The organism is Pantoea sp. E2023-21 (assembly GCF_051302795.1).
In the GTDB taxonomy this organism is placed as follows: Bacteria; Pseudomonadota; Gammaproteobacteria; order Enterobacterales; family Enterobacteriaceae; genus Pantoea; species Pantoea ludwigii_A.
Genome location: NZ_CP195344.1, coordinates 2,839,605 through 2,864,497 on the forward strand (window position 1 = coordinate 2,839,605; position 24,893 = coordinate 2,864,497).

At 52.2% G+C, this 24,893-nt stretch carries 21 protein-coding genes, 3 tRNA genes and 4 rRNA genes; 16 read left to right on the forward strand and 12 right to left on the reverse strand.

All coding sequences use genetic code 11. The features are described from left to right. Position 1: 1 nt before the first annotated feature. From accB to ACRQ84_RS13320, 12 genes are all read left to right on the forward strand, one after another. On the forward strand, positions 2-469 hold the full coding sequence (accB, locus tag ACRQ84_RS13265; protein WP_007891968.1) for an acetyl-CoA carboxylase biotin carboxyl carrier protein: 468 nt from the start codon (positions 2-4) through the stop codon (positions 467-469). Between the two features lie 11 nt (positions 470-480). Further along, positions 481-1,830 (forward strand): acetyl-CoA carboxylase biotin carboxylase subunit, encoded by a 1,350-nt coding sequence (gene accC / locus ACRQ84_RS13270; RefSeq protein ID WP_008101999.1) that lies wholly within the window; start codon positions 481-483, stop codon positions 1,828-1,830. A gap of 72 nt (positions 1,831-1,902) precedes the next feature. Next, positions 1,903-2,145 carry a YhdT family protein gene (locus tag ACRQ84_RS13275; protein WP_008102001.1) on the forward strand — a complete coding sequence of 81 codons (243 nt, stop codon included), beginning with the start codon at positions 1,903-1,905 and terminating at the stop codon, positions 2,143-2,145. Continuing rightward, positions 2,135-3,580 (forward strand): sodium/pantothenate symporter, encoded by a 1,446-nt coding sequence (gene panF, locus ACRQ84_RS13280; protein ID WP_483816323.1) that lies wholly within the window; start codon positions 2,135-2,137, stop codon positions 3,578-3,580. Before ACRQ84_RS13275 ends, panF begins: the two co-directional genes overlap by 11 nt. Before the next feature lie 12 nt (positions 3,581-3,592). Beyond that, entirely contained in the window at positions 3,593-4,474 is an 882-nt protein-coding gene (prmA, locus tag ACRQ84_RS13285; RefSeq protein ID WP_064738347.1) for a 50S ribosomal protein L11 methyltransferase, read from the forward strand. A gap of 188 nt (positions 4,475-4,662) precedes the next feature. Continuing rightward, positions 4,663-5,406 (forward strand): carbonic anhydrase, encoded by a 744-nt coding sequence (locus ACRQ84_RS13290; protein WP_064738346.1) that lies wholly within the window; start codon positions 4,663-4,665, stop codon positions 5,404-5,406. A 310-nt stretch (positions 5,407-5,716) separates the two neighbouring features. Next, positions 5,717-6,682, forward strand: coding sequence for a tRNA dihydrouridine synthase DusB (dusB, locus tag ACRQ84_RS13295; protein ID WP_064738345.1), 966 nt, complete (start codon positions 5,717-5,719; stop codon positions 6,680-6,682). A gap of 24 nt (positions 6,683-6,706) precedes the next feature. Continuing rightward, positions 6,707-7,003 (forward strand): DNA-binding transcriptional regulator Fis, encoded by a 297-nt coding sequence (gene fis / locus ACRQ84_RS13300; protein WP_007891954.1) that lies wholly within the window; start codon positions 6,707-6,709, stop codon positions 7,001-7,003. Between the two features lie 541 nt (positions 7,004-7,544). Continuing rightward, positions 7,545-8,570 carry an amino acid ABC transporter substrate-binding protein gene (locus ACRQ84_RS13305; protein ID WP_064738344.1) on the forward strand — a complete coding sequence of 342 codons (1,026 nt, stop codon included), beginning with the start codon at positions 7,545-7,547 and terminating at the stop codon, positions 8,568-8,570. Between the two features lie 66 nt (positions 8,571-8,636). Next, positions 8,637-9,815 carry an amino acid ABC transporter permease gene (locus tag ACRQ84_RS13310; protein ID WP_064738343.1) on the forward strand — a complete coding sequence of 393 codons (1,179 nt, stop codon included), beginning with the start codon at positions 8,637-8,639 and terminating at the stop codon, positions 9,813-9,815. Between the two features lie 15 nt (positions 9,816-9,830). Further along, the gene (locus tag ACRQ84_RS13315) at positions 9,831-10,931 is read left to right on the forward strand and encodes an amino acid ABC transporter permease (protein WP_064738342.1); all 1,101 of its coding nucleotides are present in this window, start codon (positions 9,831-9,833) and stop codon (positions 10,929-10,931) included. Between the two features lie 8 nt (positions 10,932-10,939). Next, entirely contained in the window at positions 10,940-11,701 is a 762-nt protein-coding gene (locus ACRQ84_RS13320) for an amino acid ABC transporter ATP-binding protein (protein ID WP_064738341.1), read from the forward strand. 161 nt (positions 11,702-11,862) lie between these two features. Here the strand turns inward: ACRQ84_RS13320 and rrf (ACRQ84_RS13325) are convergent. The 7 genes from rrf (ACRQ84_RS13325) to ACRQ84_RS13355 all read right to left on the reverse strand — a co-directional run bounded on the left by rrf (ACRQ84_RS13325) (position 11,863) and on the right by ACRQ84_RS13355 (position 17,338). Continuing rightward, positions 11,863-11,978 (reverse strand): 5S ribosomal RNA (gene rrf / locus ACRQ84_RS13325). 33 nt (positions 11,979-12,011) lie between these two features. After that, positions 12,012-12,087: transfer RNA gene (locus ACRQ84_RS13330), tRNA-Thr, on the reverse strand. 14 nt (positions 12,088-12,101) lie between these two features. Further along, a 5S ribosomal RNA gene (rrf, locus tag ACRQ84_RS13335) occupies positions 12,102-12,217 on the reverse strand. A 101-nt stretch (positions 12,218-12,318) separates the two neighbouring features. Next, positions 12,319-15,226 (reverse strand): 23S ribosomal RNA (locus tag ACRQ84_RS13340). 201 nt (positions 15,227-15,427) lie between these two features. Beyond that, positions 15,428-15,503: transfer RNA gene (locus ACRQ84_RS13345), tRNA-Ala, on the reverse strand. Positions 15,504-15,645: 142 nt separating this feature from the next. Continuing rightward, positions 15,646-15,722, reverse strand: a tRNA-Ile gene (locus ACRQ84_RS13350). Between the two features lie 73 nt (positions 15,723-15,795). Continuing rightward, a 16S ribosomal RNA gene (locus ACRQ84_RS13355) occupies positions 15,796-17,338 on the reverse strand. Together the 16S, 23S and 5S rRNA genes with 3 tRNA genes alongside form the textbook arrangement of a ribosomal RNA operon. Before the next feature lie 491 nt (positions 17,339-17,829). Between ACRQ84_RS13355 and ACRQ84_RS13360 the strand changes: the two genes are divergently transcribed. Then, positions 17,830-18,384: a gamma carbonic anhydrase family protein gene (locus ACRQ84_RS13360; RefSeq protein ID WP_064741574.1), complete on the forward strand. Its 555-nt coding sequence runs from the start codon at positions 17,830-17,832 to the stop codon at positions 18,382-18,384. A gap of 12 nt (positions 18,385-18,396) precedes the next feature. On the opposite strand, the gene aroE is transcribed toward ACRQ84_RS13360, so the two are convergent. The 5 genes from aroE to dprA are packed head-to-tail and all read right to left on the reverse strand — an operon-like array spanning position 18,397 to position 21,942. Next, on the reverse strand, positions 18,397-19,215 hold the full coding sequence (gene aroE / locus ACRQ84_RS13365; protein WP_483816324.1) for a shikimate dehydrogenase: 819 nt from the start codon (positions 19,213-19,215) through the stop codon (positions 18,397-18,399). 3 nt (positions 19,216-19,218) lie between these two features. Beyond that, positions 19,219-19,794, reverse strand: a complete 576-nt coding sequence (gene tsaC, locus ACRQ84_RS13370) for an L-threonylcarbamoyladenylate synthase type 1 TsaC (RefSeq protein WP_483816325.1) — start codon at positions 19,792-19,794, stop codon at positions 19,219-19,221. Continuing rightward, a complete protein-coding gene (locus ACRQ84_RS13375; RefSeq protein WP_064741577.1) occupies positions 19,791-20,345 on the reverse strand; it encodes a DNA topoisomerase family protein in 555 nt (184 codons plus the stop codon). Before ACRQ84_RS13375 ends, tsaC begins: the two co-directional genes overlap by 4 nt. A gap of 27 nt (positions 20,346-20,372) precedes the next feature. After that, a complete protein-coding gene (gene smg / locus ACRQ84_RS13380; RefSeq protein ID WP_007891699.1) occupies positions 20,373-20,846 on the reverse strand; it encodes a DUF494 family protein Smg in 474 nt (157 codons plus the stop codon). Then, positions 20,818-21,942, reverse strand: coding sequence for a DNA-protecting protein DprA (gene dprA, locus ACRQ84_RS13385; RefSeq protein ID WP_483816326.1), 1,125 nt, complete (start codon positions 21,940-21,942; stop codon positions 20,818-20,820). The genes smg and dprA overlap by 29 nt, the downstream gene beginning before the upstream one ends. A 115-nt stretch (positions 21,943-22,057) precedes the next feature. Between dprA and def the strand changes: the two genes are divergently transcribed. Genes def through rsmB form a run of 3 tightly spaced genes read left to right on the forward strand, consistent with a single transcriptional unit; the run spans position 22,058 to position 24,868 of the window. Then, positions 22,058-22,570, forward strand: coding sequence for a peptide deformylase (gene def, locus ACRQ84_RS13390; RefSeq protein WP_008104717.1), 513 nt, complete (start codon positions 22,058-22,060; stop codon positions 22,568-22,570). A gap of 21 nt (positions 22,571-22,591) precedes the next feature. Then, positions 22,592-23,536, forward strand: a complete 945-nt coding sequence (gene fmt, locus ACRQ84_RS13395; RefSeq protein WP_483816327.1) for a methionyl-tRNA formyltransferase — start codon at positions 22,592-22,594, stop codon at positions 23,534-23,536. 45 nt (positions 23,537-23,581) lie between these two features. After that, on the forward strand, positions 23,582-24,868 hold the full coding sequence (rsmB, locus tag ACRQ84_RS13400) for a 16S rRNA (cytosine(967)-C(5))-methyltransferase RsmB (protein ID WP_483816328.1): 1,287 nt from the start codon (positions 23,582-23,584) through the stop codon (positions 24,866-24,868). Positions 24,869-24,893: the final 25 nt, after the last annotated feature.

Sequence of the window (24,893 nt, forward strand, 5' to 3'; positions counted from 1 at the left end):
CATGGATATTCGTAAAATTAAGAAACTGATCGAACTGGTTGAAGAGTCTGGCATTTCCGAGCTGGAAATCTCAGAAGGCGAAGAGTCCGTTCGTATCAGCCGTTCACCTGCAAATGCCGGCTACCCGATGATGCAGCAAGCTTACGCTGCGCCAATGATGCAGCAGCCTGCACTGGCAACCGCTGTAGCCCCGGCCGCGCCGGTGGCAGCAGAAGCAGCTAAACCAGAGATCAGTGGCCACATCGTGCGTTCACCGATGGTCGGTACCTTCTATCGCACCCCAAGCCCAGACGCGAAAGCCTTCATTGAAGTTGGCCAGAAAGTAAATGCCGGCGACACCCTGTGCATCGTTGAAGCGATGAAAATGATGAACCAGATCGAAGCCGATAAATCCGGCGTTGTGAAGGCGATTCTGGTCGAAAGCGGCCAACCGGTTGAATTTGACGAGCCGCTGGTCATCATCGAATAACGAGGCGAAGCATGCTGGATAAAATTGTCATTGCTAACCGTGGTGAGATCGCGCTGCGCATTCTGCGTGCCTGCAAAGAGCTGGGCATTAAGACTGTTGCCGTACACTCCACCGCGGACCGTGACCTGAAGCACGTGCTGCTGGCGGACGAAACCGTCTGCATCGGCCCGCCACCTTCAGTCAAAAGCTACCTGAACATCCCGGCACTGATCTCCGCCGCTGAAATTACCGGCGCGGTCGCTATCCATCCGGGTTATGGCTTCCTTTCTGAGAACGCCGATTTCGCCGAGCAGGTTGAGCGCTCAGGCTTTATCTTCATCGGCCCGAAAGCCGACACCATCCGCCTGATGGGCGATAAAGTGTCTGCGATCACCGCGATGAAGAAAGCCGGCGTGCCAACCGTGCCAGGCTCTGATGGTTCGCTGACCGACGACATGGAAAAAAACCGTGCCTTCGCTAAGCGCATCGGTTATCCGGTGATCATCAAAGCGTCTGGCGGCGGCGGCGGTCGCGGTATGCGCGTAGTGCGCAGCGACAAAGATCTTGAGCAATCCATCAACATGACGAAAGCGGAAGCCAAAGCGGCTTTCAACAACGACATGGTGTACATGGAGAAGTATCTCGAGAATCCACGCCACATTGAGATTCAGGTACTGGCCGACGGCCAGGGCAACGCTATCTATCTGGCCGAACGTGATTGCTCAATGCAGCGTCGTCACCAGAAAGTGGTTGAAGAAGCACCCGCGCCAGGCATCACGCCGGAACTGCGTCGCTACATCGGCGAACGCTGCTCTAAAGCCTGTATCGACATCGGTTATCGCGGTGCGGGTACGTTCGAGTTCCTGTACGAAAATGGTGAGTTCTACTTCATCGAGATGAACACCCGTATTCAGGTGGAACATCCGGTGACCGAGATGATCACCGGCGTCGATCTGATCAAAGAGCAGCTGCGTATCGCTGCGGGTCAACCGCTGTCGATCAAACAGGAAGACGTGGTGATTCGCGGTCATGCGGTGGAATGCCGTATCAACGCCGAAGATCCTAACACCTTCCTGCCAAGCCCAGGCAAGATTACGCGCTTCCACGCGCCGGGCGGCTTTGGTGTGCGTTGGGAATCGCATATCTATGCCGGCTACAGCGTGCCACCGTACTACGATTCCATGATTGGTAAGCTAATTACCTATGGCGAAAACCGTGACGTGGCAATCTCGCGCATGAAGAATGCGCTGGCGGAACTGATCATCGACGGCATCAAGACCAACATTGAGCTGCAGATGAAAATCATGTCCGATGAAAACTTCCAGCAGGGTGGCACCAATATCCACTATCTGGAGAAGAAACTCGGCCTGCAAGAGAAGTAATTGCAGCGCAGAGCAAAGCAGAGGCCGGTTAACTCCGGCCTTTTTCATTTTTGTTGCCTTTGAGGTTACATAATGGATTGGCGTTTTTTACAAGCGAACAAAGAGGCGCGCTGGTCATTTTATCTGACGTTGGCCTACCTTGCCGTTTGGGGACTTTCTGCCTGGTTAGGTGGCAATGAGATCGGCTTCTTTGGCTTACCAAGGTGGTTTGAGCTTTCGTGTCTATTCGCCCCGCTACTGTTTATTGTGTTGTGCTGGCTGATGGTGCGCGTGCTATTCCGCGACATGTCGCTGGAGGATAACGATGGACTCTGAAATCATTCTTCCGCTGTTGGCCTACCTGGTGCTGATCGCCGCACTGTCGGTGTTTGCTATGCGCAAGCAACGTCAGGGCAACTTCCTGAGCGAATACTTCCTCGGCAGCCGTTCGATGGGCGGCTTTGTATTGGCAATGACCATCACCACCACGTATATCAGCGCCAGTTCGTTTATTGGTGGACCTGGCGCGGCCTATAAATATGGCCTCGGATGGGTGCTGCTGGCGATGATTCAGGTACCGGCCGTCTGGCTCTCGCTTGGCGTGTTAGGGAAGAAATTCGCGATTCTGGCGCGCCGCTATAATGCCGTCACGCTCAACGATATGTTATATGGCCGCTACGGCAGCACACTGCTGATCTGGCTATCCAGCATTAGTCTCTTAGTCGCCTTTATTGGCGCAATGACCGTGCAATTTATTGGCGGCGCGCGCCTGCTTGAGACGGCGGCGGGCATTCCTTACGATACCGGCCTGCTGATTTTCGGCGGCACCATCGCGCTCTACACCGCTTTCGGCGGCTTCCGCGTCAGCGTGTTAAACGATGCCATGCAAGGCCTGGTGATGCTGATCGGCACTTTCCTGTTGCTGTTCGCGGTGATTCATCATGCCGGCGGATTAGCCTCTGCGGTGACCAAACTGCACAACATCGATCCGCAGCTGACGTCACCGGAAGGTGTTGGCAATGTCATCAACCCAACCTTCCTCAGCTCCTTTGCCGTGCTGGTGTGTTTTGGGGTGATTGGTCTGCCTCATACCGCCGTACGCTGTATTTCTTATAAAGACAGCAAAGCCATGCATCGCGGTATCGTGCTCGGCACCATCGTCGTGGTGATCCTGATGTTCGGCATGCATCTGGCCGGCGCACTGGGACGCGTAATCCTGCCGGATCTCACCATTCCCGATCGCGTGATTCCTGCGCTAATGATCACCGTTTTGCCGCCGATGGCTGCAGGTGTCTTTCTGGCTGCGCCAATGGCGGCCATTATGTCGACCATTAACGCGCAGTTGCTGCAATCCTCCGCTACGCTGATCAAAGATCTCTACCTGCGTATTGCACCGCAACACATTGAAAATGAGGCGCGCCTGCGCCTGTTGTCGGGCACTATCACTTTCGTGCTTGGCGTGCTGCTGCTGCTGGCGGCGTGGAATCCACCCGATATGATTATCTGGCTGAATCTGCTGGCATTTGGTGGTCTTGAAGCGGTATTCCTGTGGCCGCTGGTACTGGGCTTGTATTGGGAGCGCGCCAACTCCACGGGCGCGATCAGCGGCATGCTGGTCGGTGCCGGTTGCTACACGCTGCTTGCCAGCCTGAATATTGAATGGTGGGGTTTCCACCCAATCGTTCCTTCATTGATCTTAAGCCTGCTGGCCTTCCTGGTGGGTAATCTGTTTGGCCGCACGCCTGCAACACATGCTGCGGCACTGGAATAAAAGAGAAACACTATGCCTTGGATTCAAATCAAAATTAATAGCACTGGCGAAAACGCCGAAACCCTGAGCGATGCGCTAATGGATGTTGGTGCTGTGTCAGTCACTTTCCAGGATACTCACGACAATCCGGTTTACGAGCCGCTGCCGGGTGAAACGCTGCTGTGGGGCGATACCGATGTCATCGGCCTGTTCGATGCCGAAACCGAGATGAGCGATGTGGTGGCCGAGTTAAGTCAGCACCCGCTGCTGGGATCCGCGTTTCGTCATAAGATCGAACAGATCGAAGATAAAGACTGGGAGCGCGAATGGATGGATAACTTCCACCCGATGCGTTTCGGTGAGCGTTTGTGGATCTGCCCGAGCTGGCGTGATGTGCCGGATCCTTCCGCGGTTAATGTGATGCTCGATCCGGGCCTTGCGTTTGGCACCGGCACACATCCCACCACTTCACTGTGTTTAACCTGGCTCGACGGGCTGGATCTGCAGGGTAAAACGGTGATCGATTTTGGCTGTGGATCGGGCATTCTCGCCATTGCTGCGCTGAAGTTGGGTGCCGCGCAAGCCATTGGTATTGATATCGATCCGCAGGCGATACAGGCTAGCCGCGATAACGCCGAACGTAATGGCGTCTCCGAGCGTTTGGCGCTGTATCTGCCCCATCAGCAGCCAGAAAACCTGCAGGCGGATGTGGTGGTCGCCAACATCCTCGCGGGTCCGCTGCGCGAGCTGGCACCGTTGATCAGCGTGCTGCCGAAAACCGGTGGCCACCTTGGATTGTCCGGCGTGCTGGCGAGCCAGGCCGAAGGCGTGTGTGAAGCTTATGTTGAACGCTTCGATTTGGATCCGGTTGCCGAAAAAGAGGAGTGGTGCCGCATCACCGGCGTGCGTCGCTAAGTCACGTTCTCATTCCCGCATGTCGGCCCGAAGCCGGGCAGGCATGCGTCTCGCCACAAAAAGGGCAAAAAAACCAAGCCTTGTCTGGTTCTTCCCTGCAAACGGCATTACAGAGTAGTCATTTCCACCTCGCCACGTATTATCTGCTGCACGCCGCTTGCCGGTCCCCTTTTTAGTCGAGATTTAGCATGAAAACCGCCCTCTTGCTTAGCGCCATGTTGTCCTTCAGCATCGGTGCAAACGCCGCATCGGCCCCCACCGCACCGCACTGGAGTTATGAAGGCAGCGCCGGCCCAGAACACTGGGGCGAACTCTCCGCCGATTTCCAAACCTGCCATAACGGCAAGTTTCAATCGCCCATTGATATCCGTAATACCATTGAAGGCCGCCTGCCGCCCCTTAGGCTAGAGTTCCACACTGCGGCTGAAAAGCTGGTGAATAACGGTCATACCGTGCAGGTGGATGTGGATGATGAAGATAACTTTATGCTGGATGGCGAGATCTTCCGCCTCAAGCAATATCACTTCCACACGCCAAGTGAGAACCAAATCAACGGCCACGCTTATCCCCTCGAAGCGCATTTCGTCCATGCGAACGCCGATGGCGAAATTGCAGTGATTGCCGTGATGTTCGAAGTAGGTAAAGAAAACAGCGCCCTTAACCCGCTTATTGCTGCCATGCCTAAGCAGGAAAATCAGGCTGTGGAGGTGAAGCAGCGGATGGATTTAACTCCGCTCTTCCCAACCGATCGTCACTATTATCGTTTCAGCGGTTCGCTTACCACGCCTCCTTGCACCGAAGGCTTGCGCTGGTTGGTGATGAAGCAGCCCGTCACGCTTTCTCAATCACAGCTGCAAGCATTCCAGCAGGCGTTAAAAAACGCCAACAACCGTCCGCTGCAACCGTTGCATGGTCGCCTGATTGTTGAATAACCTTCGGATAACCTCTGAACGGACAAATTAGTACAATTAATAATCGAAATGCCGTCATTTCTCTGGCTAATTACCGGATGTGGCGGTTTTTATTTTGTGATTATGCTCATGTTTTAAGAAAAATTTTTGTACACAATTTCATCGTATTTTCATAACCACTTGAATTATAAAGATTAATATCATTTACCCGCGCCTTCAGGCAGATTCCCTGGAACCTTGACGGCGAATTGTTCAAAGTTTGGCCTTTCATCTTTTTTAAAAAATGCGTAATATACGCCGCCTTGCGAACAGTTAGGGTCACTTCTTTTTCATGCGCATTGGACAATATCAGCTACGTAATCGACTCATTGCTGCGCCTATGGCCGGAGTATCCGATAAGCCATTTCGCACCCTGTGTTATGAGAACGGCGCCGGTATGACCGTCTCCGAGATGCTGTCATCTAACCCGGAAGTTTGGGCCAGTGACAAATCACGTTTGCGTATGGTGCATAGTGACGAGCCTGGGATTCGTGCCGTGCAAATTGCCGGTTGCGATCCTGATGAGATGGCTGCCGCCGCGCGCATTAATGTGGTGTCTGGCGCGCAGGTTATCGATATCAACATGGGCTGCCCGGCCAAAAAAGTGAATCGTAAGATGGCAGGTTCAGCACTGCTGCAACATCCGCAACTGGTGGAGTCGATTCTCACCGCGGTCGTAAATGCAGTTGATGTACCGGTTACGCTGAAGATTCGCACCGGCTGGGACAAAGAAAATCGTAATTGTGTAGAGATTGCCCAATTGGCTGAACGCTGTGGCATTCAGGCTCTCACCATTCATGGCCGCACGCGCGCCTGTTTGTTTGAGGGATTTGCTGAATATGACAGCATTCGGACAGTTAAGCAGAGCGTTTCCATTCCGATCATTGCGAATGGCGACATTACTGACCCGCATAAAGCCAGAGCGGTGCTCGACTATACCGGAGCCGATGCTCTTATGGTTGGCCGTGCCGCTCAGGGAAGACCGTGGATCTTCCGGGAAATCCAGCATTATCTGGACACAGGGGAGCTGCTGGCACCGAAGCCGCTGGCTGAAGTGAAGCAAATGCTGATTGGACATATACGGGAGCTGCACGACTTTTACGGTCAGCGCAAAGGATACCGTATTGCCCGAAAACACGTTTCCTGGTACTTGCAGGAAAGTGCTCCTGATGACCAGTTTCGGCGCACATTCAACGCCATAGAGGATGCCAGCGAACAGCTGGAGGCGTTGGAGGCATACTTCGAAAATCTTGCGTAAACGAAATAAAGAGCTGAAAGAACTATGTTCGAACAACGCGTAAATTCTGACGTACTCACCGTTTCTACCGTTAACTCTCAGGATCAGGTGACCCAAAAGCCACTGCGTGATTCGGTTAAACAGTCACTGAAGAACTATTTTGCTCAACTGAACGGTCAGGATGTGAGTGACCTGTATGAGCTGGTATTGGCAGAAGTCGAGCAGCCTCTGTTGGACATGGTGATGCAGTACACCCGTGGCAACCAGACCCGTGCAGCTCTGATGATGGGTATCAACCGCGGTACCCTGCGTAAGAAGCTGAAAAAATACGGCATGAACTAATCAGTTCGTTGCTGCGATAACGCCAGCCTTATGGCTGGCGTTTTTGTTTCTGCTGCGCGGAAAGTCTCCTGACGTTAGCAACGCATGAAACAATTGGCGCGATAATGGTAACGATAGTTGCAATTGCATCAGTAATTTTTTCCCCTCTCAGCAGCGTTTTTTGCCTCCACTTATTACTCGCGTCTCTCTCCTTTCATTACACCTAAGCTGCTCAACGTGTGATCATTACCCGCTTCACCCGTAAGCGTACAAACTCATACATCCTCTCCTGAGCGTTAGCTCACACTGCTTCCATATAGTGAAACTTTTTGCACTATTTGTGATCGTGTCGTCTCGTCATGCTGCCTTTTGGTGCGCCATATTAGTCAGAATCTTCTGAGTGCTTCAGGTTATTAAAAGATCTTTCCAAAGAATTCAGGATTCTGCAAACCTGGCATCAGGTTTGCAGAGTTGTGGATGGCTAACCACCACAGACAGAAAAAGCGCACAGTAAAGTGCGTGCAAACATAACAACACACGATATCGCCACACAGGATGCTTTATGAAAAAGATGATGCTTTCCACTCTGGTTGCTGCAGCCTCGCTGTTCGCTGTTGCTCAACAAGCGCACGCTGGCACCACGCTGGATGCCATTAAGAAGAAAGGTTTTGTACAGTGCGGCATCAGTGACGGCCTGCCAGGCTTCTCTTATGCTGATTCTAACGGCAAATTCACCGGTATCGATGTGGATGTATGCCGTGCAGCCGCTGCTGCGGTATTTGGCGATGCAACCAAAGTGAAATATACCCCGCTGACCGCGAAAGAGCGCTTCACCGCGCTGCAATCGGGCGAAGTGGACATCTTGTCTCGTAACACCACCTGGACCTCATCGCGCGATGGCGGCATGGGCTTCCTGTTTGCAGGGGTGAACTATTACGACGGTATCGGCTTCCTGACTCACCAGAAAGCAGGTCTTAAAAGTGCTAAAGAGCTGGATGGTGCCACCGTGTGTATTCAGGCCGGTACTGATACCGAGTTGAACGTGGCTGACTACTTTAAAACCCATAAAATGCAGTACACACCGGTCACCTTCGACCGCTCTGACGAATCGGCTAAGGCGCTCGACAGCGGCCGTTGCGACACCCTTGCTTCTGACCAATCTCAGCTGTATGCGCTGCGTATTAAACTTGGCAAGCCAGACGAGTTCATCGTACTGCCAGAAGTGATCTCCAAAGAGCCGCTGGGTCCAGTTGTGCGTCGCGGTGATGACGATTGGTTCACCATCGTTAAATGGTCGCTGTATGCCATGCTGAACGCGGAAGAGATGGGTATCAGCTCTAAAAATGTCGATGACATGGTGGCGAAGCCAACTACACCGGATATGGCACATTTGCTGGGCGCGGAAGGTGATTTCGGTAAAGACCTGAAGCTGGATAACAAGTGGGCTTACAACATCATCAAACAAGTCGGTAACTATCAGGAAGTGTTCGATCGTAACGTTGGCAAAGATAGCGCACTGAAAATTAAGCGCGGTCAGAATGCGCTCTGGAATCAGGGCGGCATCCAGTACGCTCCGCCAGTGCGTTAATTTCGTCCTGCCAGTCGGGCACCGCATCCTGCGGTGCCCACGCGTAATCTTCACTGAGGTTTTAACATGTCGCAACGCCCAACCGTAAAAAGGGATTTTTCGTTCGGTAATCCTACGGTTCGCGCCTGGCTTTACCAGATCGTCGCGATTGTTGCCGTGCTTGCTGTGGTGGGATATTTGATCCACAACACCGTAATCAACCTGGCCAATCGTGGCATCACTTCCGGATTCGGGTTTCTTGATCGCAGTGCCGGCTTCGGCATTGTCCAGCACCTGATCGATTACACCGAAGGCGATACTTACGCGCGCGTGTTTATGGTGGGGTTAACCAACACCCTGCTGGTTTCTGCGCTGTGTATTGTGTTTGCCTCAATTCTTGGCTTTGCTATCGGTCTGGCGCGTTTGTCAGAAAACTGGCTGCTGCGTAAGCTCTCAACCATTTATATTGAGACCTTCCGTAATATCCCGCCGCTGCTGCAAATCTTCTTTTGGTACTTTGCGGTTCTGCGTAACCTGCCCGGCCCTCGTCAGGCGCTAAACGCTTTTGATATGGCATTCGTCAGCAATCGCGGTTTGTATATCCCATGGCCAGAATATGCGCCCGGTACCTGGCCATTCCTGATCGCATTGGCATTAGCGGTGCTTGGTTGCGTGGCGCTGTTCCGTTATAACCGCAAATATCAGTTAAAAACCGGTCAACTGCGTCGCACCTGGCCAGCTGCGGTTGGACTTGTGGTGTTACTGCCGCTGATTGCGCATACCTTGTTTGGCGCTGCTATGCATTGGGATGTGCCGGAACTGCGTGGGTTTAACTTCCGCGGCGGTTTCGTGATGATACCTGAGCTCGCCGCGTTGACCCTCGCGCTGTCGGTTTATACCTCATCATTTATCGCTGAAGTGATTCGCTCGGGGATTCAGTCGGTACCTCATGGTCAAAGTGAAGCCGCACGTTCGCTCGGTTTGCCCAATCCAGTGACCATGCGCCAGGTGATCATCCCGCAGGCAATGCGCGTGATCATCCCACCACTGACCAGCCAGTATCTCAATATCGTGAAAAACTCATCGCTGGCGGCCGCTATCGGCTATCCAGACATGGTTTCGCTGTTTGCCGGTACCGTGCTGAACCAAACCGGTCAGGCGATTGAAACCATCGCGATTACCATGGCGGTATACCTGATTATCAGCCTGATCATTTCACTGCTGATGAACCTCTATAATCGCAAAATTGCGCTGGTTGAGCGTTAAGAGAACGGGATCATTATGTCTGTTACTACACATGAAACACCGCCGATTCCGACCCATCCACTCAGCAAGGCTTGGCTTTGGGCGCGCAAAAATCTGTTCTCCAGCTGGCTGAATACGCTCCTCACCCTATTCAGCATCTGGCTGATCTGGAACGTGATTCCTCCGGCTCTGAACTGGCTGGTATTTCAGGCTAACTGGATTGGCGAGACGCGCGCAGACTGCACAAAAGAAGGTGCTTGCTGGGTGTTTATCCATGCACGCTTTGGCCAGTTTATGTATGGGCTTTATCCACATGAGTTGCGCTGGCGCATCAATCTGTCGCTGGTCATCGGCTTACTCTCGATCGTTCCGATGTTCATCAAATCGATGCCACGTCGCGGTCGCTATATCGCCTGCTGGGCGTTGGTATATCCGATTGTGGTTTGGTTCTTGATGTACGGGGGCTATTTCGGTTTAGAGCGCGTAGAGACTCGCCAATGGGGCGGTCTGACATTGACGCTGATTATCGCTTCAGTGGGGATTGCCGGCGCGCTGCCTTTAGGCATTTTATTGGCGCTGGGACGCCGATCTGAAATGCCGGTGGTGCGTACACTGTCGATCATCTTCATTGAGTTCTGGCGTGGTGTACCGCTGATTACCGTGCTGTTTATGTCGTCGGTAATGTTGCCGCTGTTCATGGCGGAAGGCACTACGATCGATAAACTGGTGCGTGCACTGGTTGGCGTGATCTTGTTCCAGTCCGCTTATGTCGCGGAAGTGGTGCGCGGCGGTTTGCAGGCGCTGCCGAAAGGCCAATATGAAGCCGCTGAATCACTGTCACTGGGCTACTGGAAAACCCAAATGCTGGTGATTTTACCGCAGGCGCTCAAGATGACCATTCCCGGCCTCGTGAATACCATCATTGCACTGTTTAAAGATACCAGCCTGGTGATCATCATCGGTCTATTCGATCTCTTCAGTAGCGTGCAGCAAGCCACCGTTGACCCAACCTGGTTGGGTATGTCGACGGAAGGCTATGTCTTTGCTGCCATGGTTTACTGGATTTTCTGTTTTAGCATGTCGCGCTATAGCCAGTATTTGGAAAAGCGTTTTCACACCGGGCGTGCATCGCACTGAGGTTTAACATGACACAAACTATGACTAATGCGGCTGATGCCATGATGATTACACTCGAAAACGTCAATAAATGGTACGGCCAGTTCCATGTACTGAAAGACATCAACTTAAAAGTGAAACCACGCGAACGTATCGTACTGTGCGGGCCTTCAGGTTCGGGTAAATCGACGACTATTCGTTGCATTAATCACCTGGAAGAACATCAGCAAGGCCGTATCGTAGTTGATGGGATCCATTTGAATCATGATATCCGCAATATCGAACGCGTTCGCACCGAAGTAGGCATGGTTTTCCAGCATTTTAATCTTTTTCCGCATCTTACCGTTCTGCAAAACTGCACGCTGGCACCGATTTGGGTGCGTAAAATGCCGAAGAAAGAGGCGGAAGAGCTGGCTATGCATTACCTGCAGCGTGTACGTATCGCCGAGCATGCGCACAAGTTCCCCGGTCAACTCTCAGGGGGACAGCAGCAACGTGTGGCAATCGCCCGGTCACTCTGCATGAAGCCGAAAATTATGCTGTTTGATGAGCCAACATCCGCGCTCGATCCAGAAATGGTCAAAGAAGTGCTCGATACGATGATTGGCCTGGCAGAAGATGGCATGACGATGCTGTGCGTTACGCATGAAATGGGCTTTGCGCGCACCGTGGCGGATCGCGTGATCTTTATGGATCGCGGTGAAATTGTGGAAGAGGCGCCGCCACAGGAGTTCTTTGCTAACCCGAAATCAGAACGTACGCGTGCATTCCTGTCGCAAGTTATTCATTGATGTTCAGTCAGTTAAGTTAACAATCGCCTCTGCTGTAAAGCAGGGGCTTTTTTATATCTGTGGTTTTAAGGGTTGCGAAGCGTTGATTTCGTAGCGGTAGCATGACTTTTTGAAACATACAAAAAAACCCTGAACTTTCGTTCAGGGCTTCTGTGTTTGATGCCTGGCAGTTCCCTACTCTCGCATGGGGAGACCCCACACTACCATCGGCGCTACGGCGTTTCACTTCTGAGTTCGGCATGGGGTCAGGTGGGACCACCGCGCTAAAGCCGCCAGGCAAATTCTTTTAAACCGAACTCATGCCTATAACTGGTGCTGATACCCAGAGTCGAACTGGGGACCTCACCCTTACCAAGGGTGCGCTCTACCAACTGAGCCATATCAGCACGCTAAATTTGATGCCTGGCAGTTCCCTACTCTCGCATGGGGAGACCCCACACTACCATCGGCGCTACGGCGTTTCACTTCTGAGTTCGGCATGGGGTCAGGTGGGACCACCGCGCTAAAGCCGCCAGGCAAATTCTTTTGCTCACGCCGCCCTCGCGGGCCGCGCAAATCTATCCGGTAAACAAGCTGAAAATTTCAGGTCTCTCAGACCAAAACGCCTCTGGCGTTGTAAGGTTAAGCCTCACGGGTCATTAGTACCGGTTAGCTCAACGCATCGCTGCGCTTACACATCCGGCCTATCAACGTCGTAGTCTTCAACGTCCCTTCAGGACCCTCAAGGAGTCAGGGAGAACTCATCTCGGGGCAAGTTTCGTGCTTAGATGCTTTCAGCACTTATCTTTTCCGCACTTAGCTACCGGGCAATGCCATTGGCATGACAACCCGAACACCAGTGGTGCGTTCACTCCGGTCCTCTCGTACTAGGAGCAACCCCCCTCAATTCTCCAGCGCCCACGGCAGATAGGGACCGAACTGTCTCACGACGTTCTAAACCCAGCTCGCGTACCACTTTAAACGGCGAACAGCCGTACCCTTGGGACCTACTTCAGCCCCAGGATGTGATGAGCCGACATCGAGGTGCCAAACACCGCCGTCGATATGAACTCTTGGGCGGTATCAGCCTGTTATCCCCGGAGTACCTTTTATCCGTTGAGCGATGGCCCTTCCATTCAGAACCACCGGATCACTATGACCTGCTTTCGCACCTGCTCGAGCCGTCACTCTCGCAGTCAAGCTGGCTTATGCCATTGCACTAACCTCCTGATGTCCGACCAGGATTAGCCAACCTTCGTGCTCCTCCGTTACTCTTTGGGAGGAGACCGCCCCAGTCAAACTACCCACCAGACACTGTCCGCAGCCCGGGTAACGGGCCTACGTTAGAACATCAAACATTAAAGGGTGGTATTTCAAGGTTGGCTCCACGCAGACTGGCGTCCACGCTTCAAAGCCTCCCACCTATCCTACACATCAAGGCTCAATGTTCAGTGTCAAGCTATAGTAAAGGTTCACGGGGTCTTTCCGTCTTGCCGCGGGTACACTGCATCTTCACAGCGATTTCAATTTCACTGAGTCTCGGGTGGAGACAGCCTGGCCATCATTACGCCATTCGTGCAGGTCGGAACTTACCCGACAAGGAATTTCGCTACCTTAGGACCGTTATAGTTACGGCCGCCGTTTACCGGGGCTTCGATCAAGAGCTTCTCCTTGCGGATAACCCCATCAATTAACCTTCCGGCACCGGGCAGGCGTCACACCGTATACGTCCACTTTCGTGTTTGCACAGTGCTGTGTTTTTAATAAACAGTTGCAGCCAGCTGGTATCTTCGACTGGCTTCGGCTCGGGGAGCAAGTCCCTCTACCTACGCGCCAGCGTGCCTTCTCCCGAAGTTACGGCACCATTTTGCCTAGTTCCTTCACCCGAGTTCTCTCAAGCGCCTTGGTATTCTCTACCTGACCACCTGTGTCGGTTTGGGGTACGATTTCGTGTTACCTGGAGCTTAGAGGCTTTTCCTGGAAGCAGGGCATCAGTTACTTCACCACCGTGGTGGCTCGTCGTCACGCCTCAGCCTTAAGACACCCCGGATTTACCAAAGATGTCAGCCTACACGCTTAAACCGGGACAACCGTCGCCCGGATAACCTAGCCTTCTCCGTCCCCCCTTCGCAGTAACACCAAGTGCAGGAATATTAACCTGCTTCCCATCGACTACGCTTTTCAGCCTCGCCTTAGGGGTCGACTCACCCTGCTCCGATTAACGTTGAACAGGAACCCTTGGTCTTCCGGCGAGCGGGCTTTTCACCCGCTTTATCGTTACTTATGTCAGCATTCGCACTTCTGATACCTCCAGCAGCCCTCACAGGCCACCTTCAACGGCTTACAGAACGCTCCCCTACCCAACAACACATAGTGTCGCTGCCGCAGCTTCGGTGCATGGTTTAGCCCCGTTACATCTTCCGCGCAGGCCGACTCGACCAGTGAGCTATTACGCTTTCTTTAAATGATGGCTGCTTCTAAGCCAACATCCTGGCTGTCTGTGCCTTCCCACATCGTTTCCCACTTAACCATGACTTTGGGACCTTAGCTGGCGGTCTGGGTTGTTTCCCTCTTCACGACGGACGTTAGCACCCGCCGTGTGTCTCCCGTGATAACATTCTTCGGTATTCGCAGTTTGCATCGGGTTGGTAAGCCGGGATGGCCCCCTAGCCGAAACAGTGCTCTACCCCCGAAGATGAGTTCACGAGGCGCTACCTAAATAGCTTTCGGGGAGAACCAGCTATCTCCCGGTTTGATTGGCCTTTCACCCCCAGCCACAAGTCATCCGCTAATTTTTCAACATTAGTCGGTTCGGTCCTCCAGTTAGTGTTACCCAACCTTCAACCTGCCCATGGCTAGATCACCGGGTTTCGGGTCTATACCCTGCAACTTAACGCCCAGTTAAGACTCGGTTTCCCTGCGGCTCCCCTATACGGTTAACCTTGCTACAGAATATAAGTCGCTGACCCATTATACAAAAGGTACGCAGTCACCCCCATAAATGAAGGCTCCCACTGCTTGTACGTACACGGTTTCAGGTTCTGTTTCACTCCCCTCGCCGGGGTTCTTTTCGCCTTTCCCTCACGGTACTGGTTCACTATCGGTCAGTCAGGAGTATTTAGCCTTGGAGGATGGTCCCCCCATATTCAGACAGGATACCACGTGTCCCGCCCTACTCTTCGAACTCACAGAATGTGCACTTTCGTGTACGGGGCTGTCACCCGGTATCGCGCGACTTTCCAGACGCTTCCACTAACGCACAAACTGATTCAGGTTCTGGGCTGTTCCCCGTTCGCTCGCCGCTACTGGGGGAATCTCGGTTGATTTCTTTTCCTCTGGGTACTTAGATGTTTCAGTTCCCCAGGTTCGCCTCGCAACACTATGTATTCATGTTGCGATGATGCACTGAGTGCACCGGGTTTCCCCATTCGGACATCGTCGGCTGTAGCGGTTCATATCACCTTACCGACGCTTTACGCAGATTAGCACGTCCTTCATCGCCTCTGACTGCCAGGGCATCCACCGTGTACGCTTAGTCGCTTAACCTCACAACCCACAGGCGTTTTGCAACGCTTGGGACTGCAAGCATTTGAGAGACTCGAACATGTCGTTATTCATTTCCTATTACGGAGAAATGAACCAACATGTCGTTTCAATTTTCAGCTTGTTCCGGATTGTTAAAGAGCATAATACTTCGCAGCACGCCGTTGCCGGCACGCTCTGAAGTATTGTTTTGAGTCACTGTAATGGTGGAGCTAAGCGGGATCGAACCGCTGACCTCCTGCGTGCAAGGCAGGCGCTCTCCCAGCTGAGCTATAGCCCCATACAGTTACTGCAGAGACCACTACTACCACTCACCAGGAGTCCCGTTTTTACAAACGGTCATTTCTTTTCAGGCAAGGCAAAGTGTCGCGACGTATAGTTCACTATACGAGCGGCGCTTTAACGCAGCATGAGAAGAAATTTGGTAGGCCTGAGTGGACTTGAACCACCGACCTCACCCTTATCAGGGGTGCGCTCTAACCACCTGAGCTACAAGCCTGTAGAGGTTTTTTCTGCTCGTTACTTTCTATCAGACAATCTGTGTGAGCACTACGCGGGAAGGTATCTTCAGGTAAGGAGGTGATCCAACCGCAGGTTCCCCTACGGTTACCTTGTTACGACTTCACCCCAGTCATGAATCACAAAGTGGTAAGCGCCCTCCCGAAGGTTAAGCTACCTACTTCTTTTGCAACCCACTCCCATGGTGTGACGGGCGGTGTGTACAAGGCCCGGGAACGTATTCACCGTAGCATTCTGATCTACGATTACTAGCGATTCCGACTTCACGGAGTCGAGTTGCAGACTCCGATCCGGACTACGACGCACTTTATGAGGTCCGCTTGCTCTCGCGAGGTCGCTTCTCTTTGTATGCGCCATTGTAGCACGTGTGTAGCCCTACTCGTAAGGGCCATGATGACTTGACGTCATCCCCACCTTCCTCCAGTTTATCACTGGCAGTCTCCTTTGAGTTCCCGGCATAACCCGCTGGCAACAAAGGATAAGGGTTGCGCTCGTTGCGGGACTTAACCCAACATTTCACAACACGAGCTGACGACAGCCATGCAGCACCTGTCTCAGAGTTCCCGAAGGCACCAAAGCATCTCTGCTAAGTTCTCTGGATGTCAAGAGTAGGTAAGGTTCTTCGCGTTGCATCGAATTAAACCACATGCTCCACCGCTTGTGCGGGCCCCCGTCAATTCATTTGAGTTTTAACCTTGCGGCCGTACTCCCCAGGCGGTCGACTTAACGCGTTAGCTCCGGAAGCCACTCCTCAAGGGAACAACCTCCAAGTCGACATCGTTTACGGCGTGGACTACCAGGGTATCTAATCCTGTTTGCTCCCCACGCTTTCGCACCTGAGCGTCAGTCTTTGTCCAGGGGGCCGCCTTCGCCACCGGTATTCCTCCAGATCTCTACGCATTTCACCGCTACACCTGGAATTCTACCCCCCTCTACAAGACTCTAGCCTGCCAGTTTCGAATGCAGTTCCCAGGTTAAGCCCGGGGATTTCACATCCGACTTGACAGACCGCCTGCGTGCGCTTTACGCCCAGTAATTCCGATTAACGCTTGCACCCTCCGTATTACCGCGGCTGCTGGCACGGAGTTAGCCGGTGCTTCTTCTGCGGGTAACGTCAATCGGTAAGGTTATTAACCTCACCGCCTTCCTCCCCGCTGAAAGTACTTTACAACCCGAAGGCCTTCTTCATACACGCGGCATGGCTGCATCAGGCTTGCGCCCATTGTGCAATATTCCCCACTGCTGCCTCCCGTAGGAGTCTGGACCGTGTCTCAGTTCCAGTGTGGCTGGTCATCCTCTCAGACCAGCTAGGGATCGTCGCCTAGGTGAGCCATTACCCCACCTACTAGCTAATCCCATCTGGGCACATCCGATGGTGTGAGGCCCGAAGGTCCCCCACTTTGGTCTTGCGACGTTATGCGGTATTAGCTACCGTTTCCAGTAGTTATCCCCCTCCATCGGGCAGTTTCCCAGACATTACTCACCCGTCCGCCACTCGTCACCCAAGGAGCAAGCTCCTCTGTGCTACCGTTCGACTTGCATGTGTTAGGCCTGCCGCCAGCGTTCAATCTGAGCCATGATCAAACTCTTCAATTTAAGTTTGATTTGCTTAAACAAGTTAAGCGATGCTCATCTGTAAAACGTCATAATGAATTTCATTATGTGTTCACTCGTGAGACTTGATATTTTTTTGCGTCCGGAGACGCTGATATCAATCCTGCGAGTGCCCACACAGATTGTCTGATAAATTGTTAAAGAGCGTTGCGAGCAGCGGGTTAACCGTCTGTCGCGAGGTGGCGTATACTACGCTTTCCTCCTTCAGAGTCAAACACTTTTTTCAGCGTTTTCATCCGGCGGGGTGAATTTCTTCACTCCCTGCTGAGCCGTCTGCGTTGCCGCTTTGCCGTCTCAGTGGTGGCGCATTATAGGGATCCGAGTTTTTTGCACAACCCCTTTTTTCGATCTTTTTAATCGACTGGCGAGTTTTCATTCTTTTCGCTGCGATCGCGAGCGATCTGCTCAAAAATCATCTTGTTTATCCGCCTTTTAAACCGCAGGCTTGGGTAAAAACGTAAAAGGAGAAGATCATGTCTACAGCCCTACGACCTTATAAGAGCCATTTTCCACAACTAGGCGATCGCGTGATGATCGATAACAGCAGTGTGGTGGTGGGCGAAGTACAACTTGCCGATGACGTAAGCATCTGGCCGCTGGTTGCGATTCGCGGTGACGTAAATAAAGTCGTGATTGGCAAAAGAAGCAATATTCAGGACGGCAGCGTACTGCACGTGACTCACAAGTCCAGCAGCAACCCGCAAGGTTATCCGCTGATTGTTGGTGAGGATGTCACGGTGGGGCATAAAGCAATGCTGCACGGCTGTACTATCGGCAATCGCGTACTGGTTGGTATGGGATCGATTCTACTGGATGGTGTAATTGTCGAAGACGATGTGATGATTGGTGCGGGCAGCTTAGTGCCACCAGGTAAACGCCTGGAAAGTGGCTACCTCTATCTGGGCAGTCCAGTTAAGCAGGTACGCCCGCTCAATGAAGCTGAAATCGCCGGACTACTTTATTCATCTAACAACTATGTGGCCTGGAAGAATGAATATCTCGATCAGGAAAGCCAAACTCATCCCTGATCGTCAAGCTTATTACTGATGCATTGCCTGCTTCAGTTTGGTTATCACTGGCGTGATCTCTGGCATCACGCCATGCCATAAATGGAAAGCGTGAGCCGCTTGACCAACTAGCATGCCAACACCATCAGCAAGCTGCTGCGCACCCTGTTGCTGGCACCACAGTAAAAATGGCGTCAAACCTTGTTGATAAAACATGTCGTAGCAACGCGTCTGCGGGCGAACAAGTGATGCGGCTAATGCCGGAACTTCGCCATCGACACCGCTTGAGGTCGCATTAATGATCAGATCAAATTCCTGACCCGCTAGTTGCTCGAAACTGGACGCTTTAATTTCACCGCTAAGTTGGAAAATCTCTGCCAGCTGCTCGGCGCGCACCACGGTGCGATTCACCACCACCAGCGAACATCCAAATGAAAGCAGCGGTAGGATTACGCCACGCGCAGCACCACCGGCACCCACCAGCAGAATTCGATCGCCTGGATGGATCATCTCCAGACGTTCTAGATCGCTGAGCAAACCGATGCCATCCGTGTTATCACCGAAGATCTTGCCCTGTGCATCTTTCTTTAATGTGTTAACCGCTCCAGATAATGCGGCGCGCTCGCTAAGCTCATCCGCAAACTCCCACGCCTGCTGTTTGAAAGGTAGCGTGACGTTGGCACCTTTTCCGCCGTTAGCAAAGAAGTCAGCGATCGACTGAGAAAAACCATCAAGTGGCGCGCACTCCATTCCATATTGATGATCAATACCGGTTTGCTCAGCAAACCGGCTATGAATGAAAGGAGATTTGCTATGCGCAATGGGATGTCCAAAAACGGCAAAACTTTTCATAAATTAGCCCTGACGAATAAGTTCACCGCTAATGACATCGCGGATTTCAGAAGGATTCAGGCGCCCACCCGTTTCAGCATGCAAAACCGGGAAATCTGAACCAAATTGCTGCGCAACCTCTTCGGCATTACGACAAGGTGGCTCACCAGAGAGGTTGGCACTGGTCGAAACCAAAGGTTTACCAAAACTACGGCATAAAGCCTGAACATCAGGATGATCGCTAACGCGAATTGCCAGTGAGTCAAAACGACCTGTTAACCAGCGCGGCGTGTGTGGCGAAGCGGGCACCACATAGGTTACCGGGCCTGGCCAGCTCGCAAACATACGCTCGCGCTGCAATACCGAGAGTTCACGATCAGCAATATAAGGTTCAAGTTGCGCGTAATCACCCGCAATCAAAATAAGTCCCTTCTCGACTGGACGCTGCTTAAGTGCCAGAAGCGCCATTACGGCACTTTCACTATCGGGATCGCAGCCTAATCCAAACACGGCTTCGGTTGGATAGGCGATAACTGCCTGTTGTTGTAGCTGCTCGATGCAAAAATCGAGACTGCCTGCTGAATACTGACTTGGCTTCATGATGATGATTCGTCCTGGACGATGGGCTTACCGCAACGTTTGCTGGCACAAAAGCGCTTTATGCCCTGTGCGGTTTTTTTCTCAATTAATAATGGGAACTGACAATGCGGGCAAACGCCTTCAACCGGTGCTGAGTTAAGTGCAAACTGGCAATCTGGATAGCGATCGCAGGAATAGAAGGTTTTGCCATAGCGCGAGCGCCGTTGAACCAGTTTACCGCTCTGACACTGCGGACAGGCAATAGCCGTTTCATCCGGCTTGTCGATGGTTTCGGTGTAATTACATTCCGGATAATGACTGCAACCCACGAACATGCCAAATCGTCCCTGGCGAAGAACTTTGTCTGCGCCACACTGCGGGCACGCGTGGCCTTCCAGTACTTTAACGACATGACCGTCTCCCTGACTTTTCAGCGGGCGGATGTAGTCGCAGGTAGGATAATTAACGCACCCCAGAAAGGGGCCGTGTTTACCGGAGCGTATAACTAATTCTGCCCCGCAAGCGGGGCAGGGATCGTGTTTAGGCACGGAGAATAGTGCTGATTTACTCATATTACCGGTTGCATCAATCGCAGATTATTAATGCAGCATACCTTCATTGACGTCGAATAACAGTTCTTCCATTTGTTGATAGGCGTTTTCACATCCTGGAATGTTAAACAGCACCATCAACACCACCCATTTGAGATCTTCAAGATCGAATTCGAGGGTATCAAGGGCCATTACACGTTCGATGACCATCTCGCGCGTTTCCATATTCAGCACCTGGACCTGTTCCAGGAACAAAATAAAACCGCGACATTCTGCATCTAAGCGCTGGTTTTCCTCTTCGGTATAGATGCGCATTGAGAGCGGATCATTTGCCATGAGTACAGGCGCAACTAAGCCTTCCTGATAATCCGCTAACCGCTCAAGCCAATTCAACGCATTGTAGATATCTTCACGATGAAAACCGGCATCGGTTAAATCATCGGTCAATTTATCCTGATCAACGCGCATTTCAGCTTCGTTGTGGATATACGTCTCAAACAAGTACATAAGTACGTCGAACATGGCATGCCCTCCTCAATCGGACATAGCCGCCGGGTACAGCTGCGATCCATCCTGCTAACTCCAGCTCCAGCAGGTGAGCTGCGATAACTGGCACAGGTTGGCCGGCACGTTCAGCGACGACGTCAACAGGTGTAACCTCATCACCTACGTTAGCCAACACAGTTGCAAATGGCAATGGAACATCGTCACTGTCTTGTGAATATATTGTTTCTGAAGTGCTATCAGGCAACCATTGCAGCGTCGAATGTAAATCCTCAAGAATATTGTTGGGATGCGCCACCAGCAGCGCACCTTGCTGGATGAGCCAGTGCGTCCCTTCACTGCCTGGATTGCCTAGCGCACCGGGTAACGCATAAACGTTACGATTTTGTTCCAAAGCATAGCGTGCTGTAACTAGCGAACCGCTTTTCAACGAGGCTTCAATCACCAACACACCCAAGCTTAAACCACTGATAATGCGATTACGTCGTGGAAAGTTAACCGCATGCGGTGCCATATCAAGGGGAAATTCCGAGATCAGCGCGCCACCACCAATAACAATCTCGCGCGCCAGTGCTTGATGACTTTTAGGGTAGATATGCTGCAGGCCGCTGCCTAACACTGCCACGGTCTTGCCCTGCACTTCTAACGCGGCTCGATGCGCCACGCCGTCAATTCCACGAGCCAGACCGCTGGTGATAGTCAATCCACTCAGCGCCAATTGCTGCGTAAACCAACTTCCCCATTGCTGACCATAATGCGTGCAAAGGCGACTCCCCACCACACCGAGCTGTGGTGTCTGCAAGACGTCCAAACTGCCGGCAACATACAGCAGTGATGGACGTCGACTGATTTCCGCTAACGCCGAAGGATAATATTCATCGATGCAGGCCACTAAATGATGCTGTTCATGCTCCAGCCACACATACGTTCGTTCTAACTGGCGCGGGCATAGCACATTGAACTGTTGTCGCTGTGTTTCGTTTAATCCCTGATCCAACAAAAGCTCATTATCAACATGCGCATTATCTTGCAGCGTCACAGCCAAATTTTTGGCATGCCGGCGGCTTAAGCCCTTCACATTTGCCAGCCTGAGCATCCATTCAATTCTTTCCATGCCACACTCCCTGTCAGCCGCGCTATGATGCGGCGCAATGCTGTCAATCAGGCATCAAAAAGTCTACAATATGAGGCAGTAATCTTTTCTTTAACGCATACAGATCTGGATATTTATGTCAGTTTTGCAGGTATTACATTTCCCTGATGATCGCCTTCGCAAAATCGCTGCGCCGGTGGCAACCGTAAACGCAGACGTTCAGCGTATTGTCGACGACATGTTCGAAACCATGTACGCCGAAGAAGGTATTGGCTTAGCGGCGACTCAGGTCGACATTCATCAGCGCATCATTGTTATTGATGTTTCTGAAAATCGTGACGAGCGTTTGGTATTGATCAATCCGGAACTGCTGGAGAAAAGCGGTGAAACCGGAATTGAAGAAGGATGTCTTTCCATTCCTGAGCAACGTGCTTTTGTGCCGCGCGCTGAATGGGTCAAAGTGCGTGCGCAGGATCGCGACGGCAAAAGCTTTGAGCTGGAAACCGATGGTTTGCTGGCGATTTGTATCCAGCACGAAATCGATCATCTTGATGGCAAACTTTTCATAGATTATCTGTCGCCTCTGAAACGTCAGCGCATCAAACAGAAACTGGAAAAATTGGCCCGCCTAAACGCACGCGAAGATTAAGTGCTAATAGAAGGTTAAACTGTGTCTGCACCGCTCAAAATTATCTTTGCCGGTACACCTGACTTTGCAGCGCGTCATTTAGACGCGTTGCTTGCTTCTGAGCATCAGGTTGTTGGTGTCTTTACCCAGCCCGATCGTCCTGCCGGACGCGGTAATAAACTTACGCCAAGCCCGGTAAAAATCCTGGCGCAGGCGCACGATATTCCCGTGTTTCAACCAAAATCTCTGAAGCCTGAAGAGAACCAGCATCTGGTTGCCGATTTGCAGGCCGATATTATGGTGGTAGTCGCTTATGGCTTGATCCTGCCGAAAGCCGTGCTGGTTATGCCGCGCTTGGGTTGTATTAATGTGCATGGCTCGCTGCTGCCACGCTGGCGCGGAGCTGCGCCTATTCAACGCTCTCTCTGGGCCGGGGATACCGAAACTGGCGTCACCATCATGCAGATGGATGTTGGCCTTGATACCGGTGACATGCTGCATAAGCTGTCTTGCCCAATTACAGCAGAAGACACCAGTGCTTCGCTGTATGAAAAGTTGGCGCAACTCGGTCCGCAAGGCATGTTGTTAACGCTGGATCTGTTAGCAAGTGGTAACGCTAAACCAGAAGTTCAGGATGAAGCGCTGGTCTCTTATGCCGAGAAACTGAGCAAAGAAGAAGCACGCCTTGATTGGTCACTTCCAGCAGCACAATTGGAACGTTGTATTCGCGCCTTCAATCCATGGCCAATGAGCTATTTCATGATAGAAGAGCAACCGGTAAAAGTCTGGCAGGCAACGATTTTGCCTCATCAGAATAAACAACCCGGTGAAATACTACATGCTGATAAACAAGGTATTCAGATTGCGACCGCTGATGGTGTGCTTAATCTGTTAACGCTGCAACCTGCCGGTAAAAAAGCCATGTCCGCTCAGGATCTGCTCAATTCACGTCGCGAATGGTTCGTTGCTGGAACCGTTCTGGCCTGATCCTCCAAGCCCGGTTTGACCGGGCTTTTTGTTTGATGAAATAAAATGAAAAAAGCTACCAACCTGCGCAGCCTGGCCGCGCAACTCATTGAACGCGTTGTGGACAAGGGCGAATCGTTAAGTGCCATTTTGCCGGGCGCGCAAAAGACCTTATCCGACAAAGATGGCGCGCTGCTGCAAGAGCTCTGTTTTGGCGTGATGCGCACGCTGCCGCAGCTGGAAGCCTTAATCGGCAAATTGATGGAGCGCACGTTAACCGGTAAGCAGCGAGTGTTGCATTATCTGTTGATGGTTGGCCTTTATCAGCTGCTTTATACGCGCGTGCCTGCGCATGCAGCATTGGCAGAAACCGTTGCGGGAGCTGAAGTACTTAAACGGGCGAATTTAAAAGGTCTATTAAACGGTGTGTTGCGCCAATTTCTGCGTCAGCAAGAAGTGCTATTAGCCGAAGTTGACCAAGGCACGCAACGCTACTGGCATCCTGGCTGGTTGCTCAAACGTCTGCAGGCAGCGTGGCCAGATCAGTGGAAGCAAATTGTTGAAGCCAATAATCAGCGCCCGCCGATGTGGCTGCGCGTCAATCGTCAGCATCATAGTCGTGATGCCTGGCTGACGTTATTGCAGGCAGAAGACAAAATTGCCTTCCCTGCCGACGCGCCCGATGCATTGCGTTTGGACTCCCCCGCTCCAGTCAGCCATTTGCCAGGTTTCGATCAAGGTTGGGTGACAGTGCAGGATCTCTCAGCGCAACGTTGCGCACTGCTACTTGAACCGAAGAATGGTGAATCTATTCTCGATCTCTGCGCTGCTCCGGGTGGTAAAACCACACATATCCTCGAAATAGCCCCGCAGTCCAAAGTATTAGCCGTCGATATTGATCAGCAACGTCTGCTCCGCGTGCATGAAAACCTCCAGCGGCTGGGTATGCAGGCTGAAGTGCGTCAGGGGGATGGTCGGACACCGGCAGAATGGTGTGGTGACATGCAATTTGATCGCATTTTGCTTGATGCACCCTGCTCTGCCACTGGCGTTATTCGTCGCCATCCCGACATCAAATGGCTGCGGCGCGATCGTGATATTCCAGAGCTGGCGAATTTACAGCATGAAATTCTGGAAGCAGTTTGGCCGCGTCTCAAATCTGGCGGCACCATGATTTATGCCACCTGCTCCATTTTGCCGGAAGAGAACCATAATCAAATCAGCAGTTTTTTGGCCGCACACAGCGATGCTGTAGCTGAAGCGTTGCCGCAAGGCCAAAGCAATGGCTGGCAGGTTTTCCCTACCATCGATGGCGGCGATGGTTTCTTCTACGCTAAGCTGATGAAAAAATAGTGCTGCGCACTCTGACAAGAGCATC

Excerpts from the sequence above, each read along its gene's own strand:
- accB (WP_007891968.1), top strand. The coding sequence starts at position 2 with ATGGATATTCGTAAAATTAAGAAACTGATCGAACTGGTTGAAGAGTCT.
- accC (WP_008101999.1), top strand. The coding sequence starts at position 481 with ATGCTGGATAAAATTGTCATTGCTAACCGTGGTGAGATCGCGCTGCGC.
- ACRQ84_RS13275 (WP_008102001.1), top strand. The coding sequence starts at position 1,903 with ATGGATTGGCGTTTTTTACAAGCGAACAAAGAGGCGCGCTGGTCATTT.
- panF (WP_483816323.1), top strand. The coding sequence starts at position 2,135 with ATGGACTCTGAAATCATTCTTCCGCTGTTGGCCTACCTGGTGCTGATC.
- prmA (WP_064738347.1), top strand. The coding sequence starts at position 3,593 with ATGCCTTGGATTCAAATCAAAATTAATAGCACTGGCGAAAACGCCGAA.
- ACRQ84_RS13290 (WP_064738346.1), top strand. The coding sequence starts at position 4,663 with ATGAAAACCGCCCTCTTGCTTAGCGCCATGTTGTCCTTCAGCATCGGT.
- dusB (WP_064738345.1), top strand. The coding sequence starts at position 5,717 with ATGCGCATTGGACAATATCAGCTACGTAATCGACTCATTGCTGCGCCT.
- fis (WP_007891954.1), top strand. The coding sequence starts at position 6,707 with ATGTTCGAACAACGCGTAAATTCTGACGTACTCACCGTTTCTACCGTT.
- ACRQ84_RS13305 (WP_064738344.1), top strand. The coding sequence starts at position 7,545 with ATGAAAAAGATGATGCTTTCCACTCTGGTTGCTGCAGCCTCGCTGTTC.
- ACRQ84_RS13310 (WP_064738343.1), top strand. The coding sequence starts at position 8,637 with ATGTCGCAACGCCCAACCGTAAAAAGGGATTTTTCGTTCGGTAATCCT.
- ACRQ84_RS13315 (WP_064738342.1), top strand. The coding sequence starts at position 9,831 with ATGTCTGTTACTACACATGAAACACCGCCGATTCCGACCCATCCACTC.
- ACRQ84_RS13320 (WP_064738341.1), top strand. The coding sequence starts at position 10,940 with ATGACACAAACTATGACTAATGCGGCTGATGCCATGATGATTACACTC.
- ACRQ84_RS13360 (WP_064741574.1), top strand. The coding sequence starts at position 17,830 with ATGTCTACAGCCCTACGACCTTATAAGAGCCATTTTCCACAACTAGGC.
- aroE (WP_483816324.1), bottom strand. The coding sequence starts at position 19,215 with ATGAAAAGTTTTGCCGTTTTTGGACATCCCATTGCGCATAGCAAATCT.
- tsaC (WP_483816325.1), bottom strand. The coding sequence starts at position 19,794 with ATGAAGCCAAGTCAGTATTCAGCAGGCAGTCTCGATTTTTGCATCGAG.
- ACRQ84_RS13375 (WP_064741577.1), bottom strand. The coding sequence starts at position 20,345 with ATGAGTAAATCAGCACTATTCTCCGTGCCTAAACACGATCCCTGCCCC.
- smg (WP_007891699.1), bottom strand. The coding sequence starts at position 20,846 with ATGTTCGACGTACTTATGTACTTGTTTGAGACGTATATCCACAACGAA.
- dprA (WP_483816326.1), bottom strand. The coding sequence starts at position 21,942 with ATGGAAAGAATTGAATGGATGCTCAGGCTGGCAAATGTGAAGGGCTTA.
- def (WP_008104717.1), top strand. The coding sequence starts at position 22,058 with ATGTCAGTTTTGCAGGTATTACATTTCCCTGATGATCGCCTTCGCAAA.
- rsmB (WP_483816328.1), top strand. The coding sequence starts at position 23,582 with ATGAAAAAAGCTACCAACCTGCGCAGCCTGGCCGCGCAACTCATTGAA.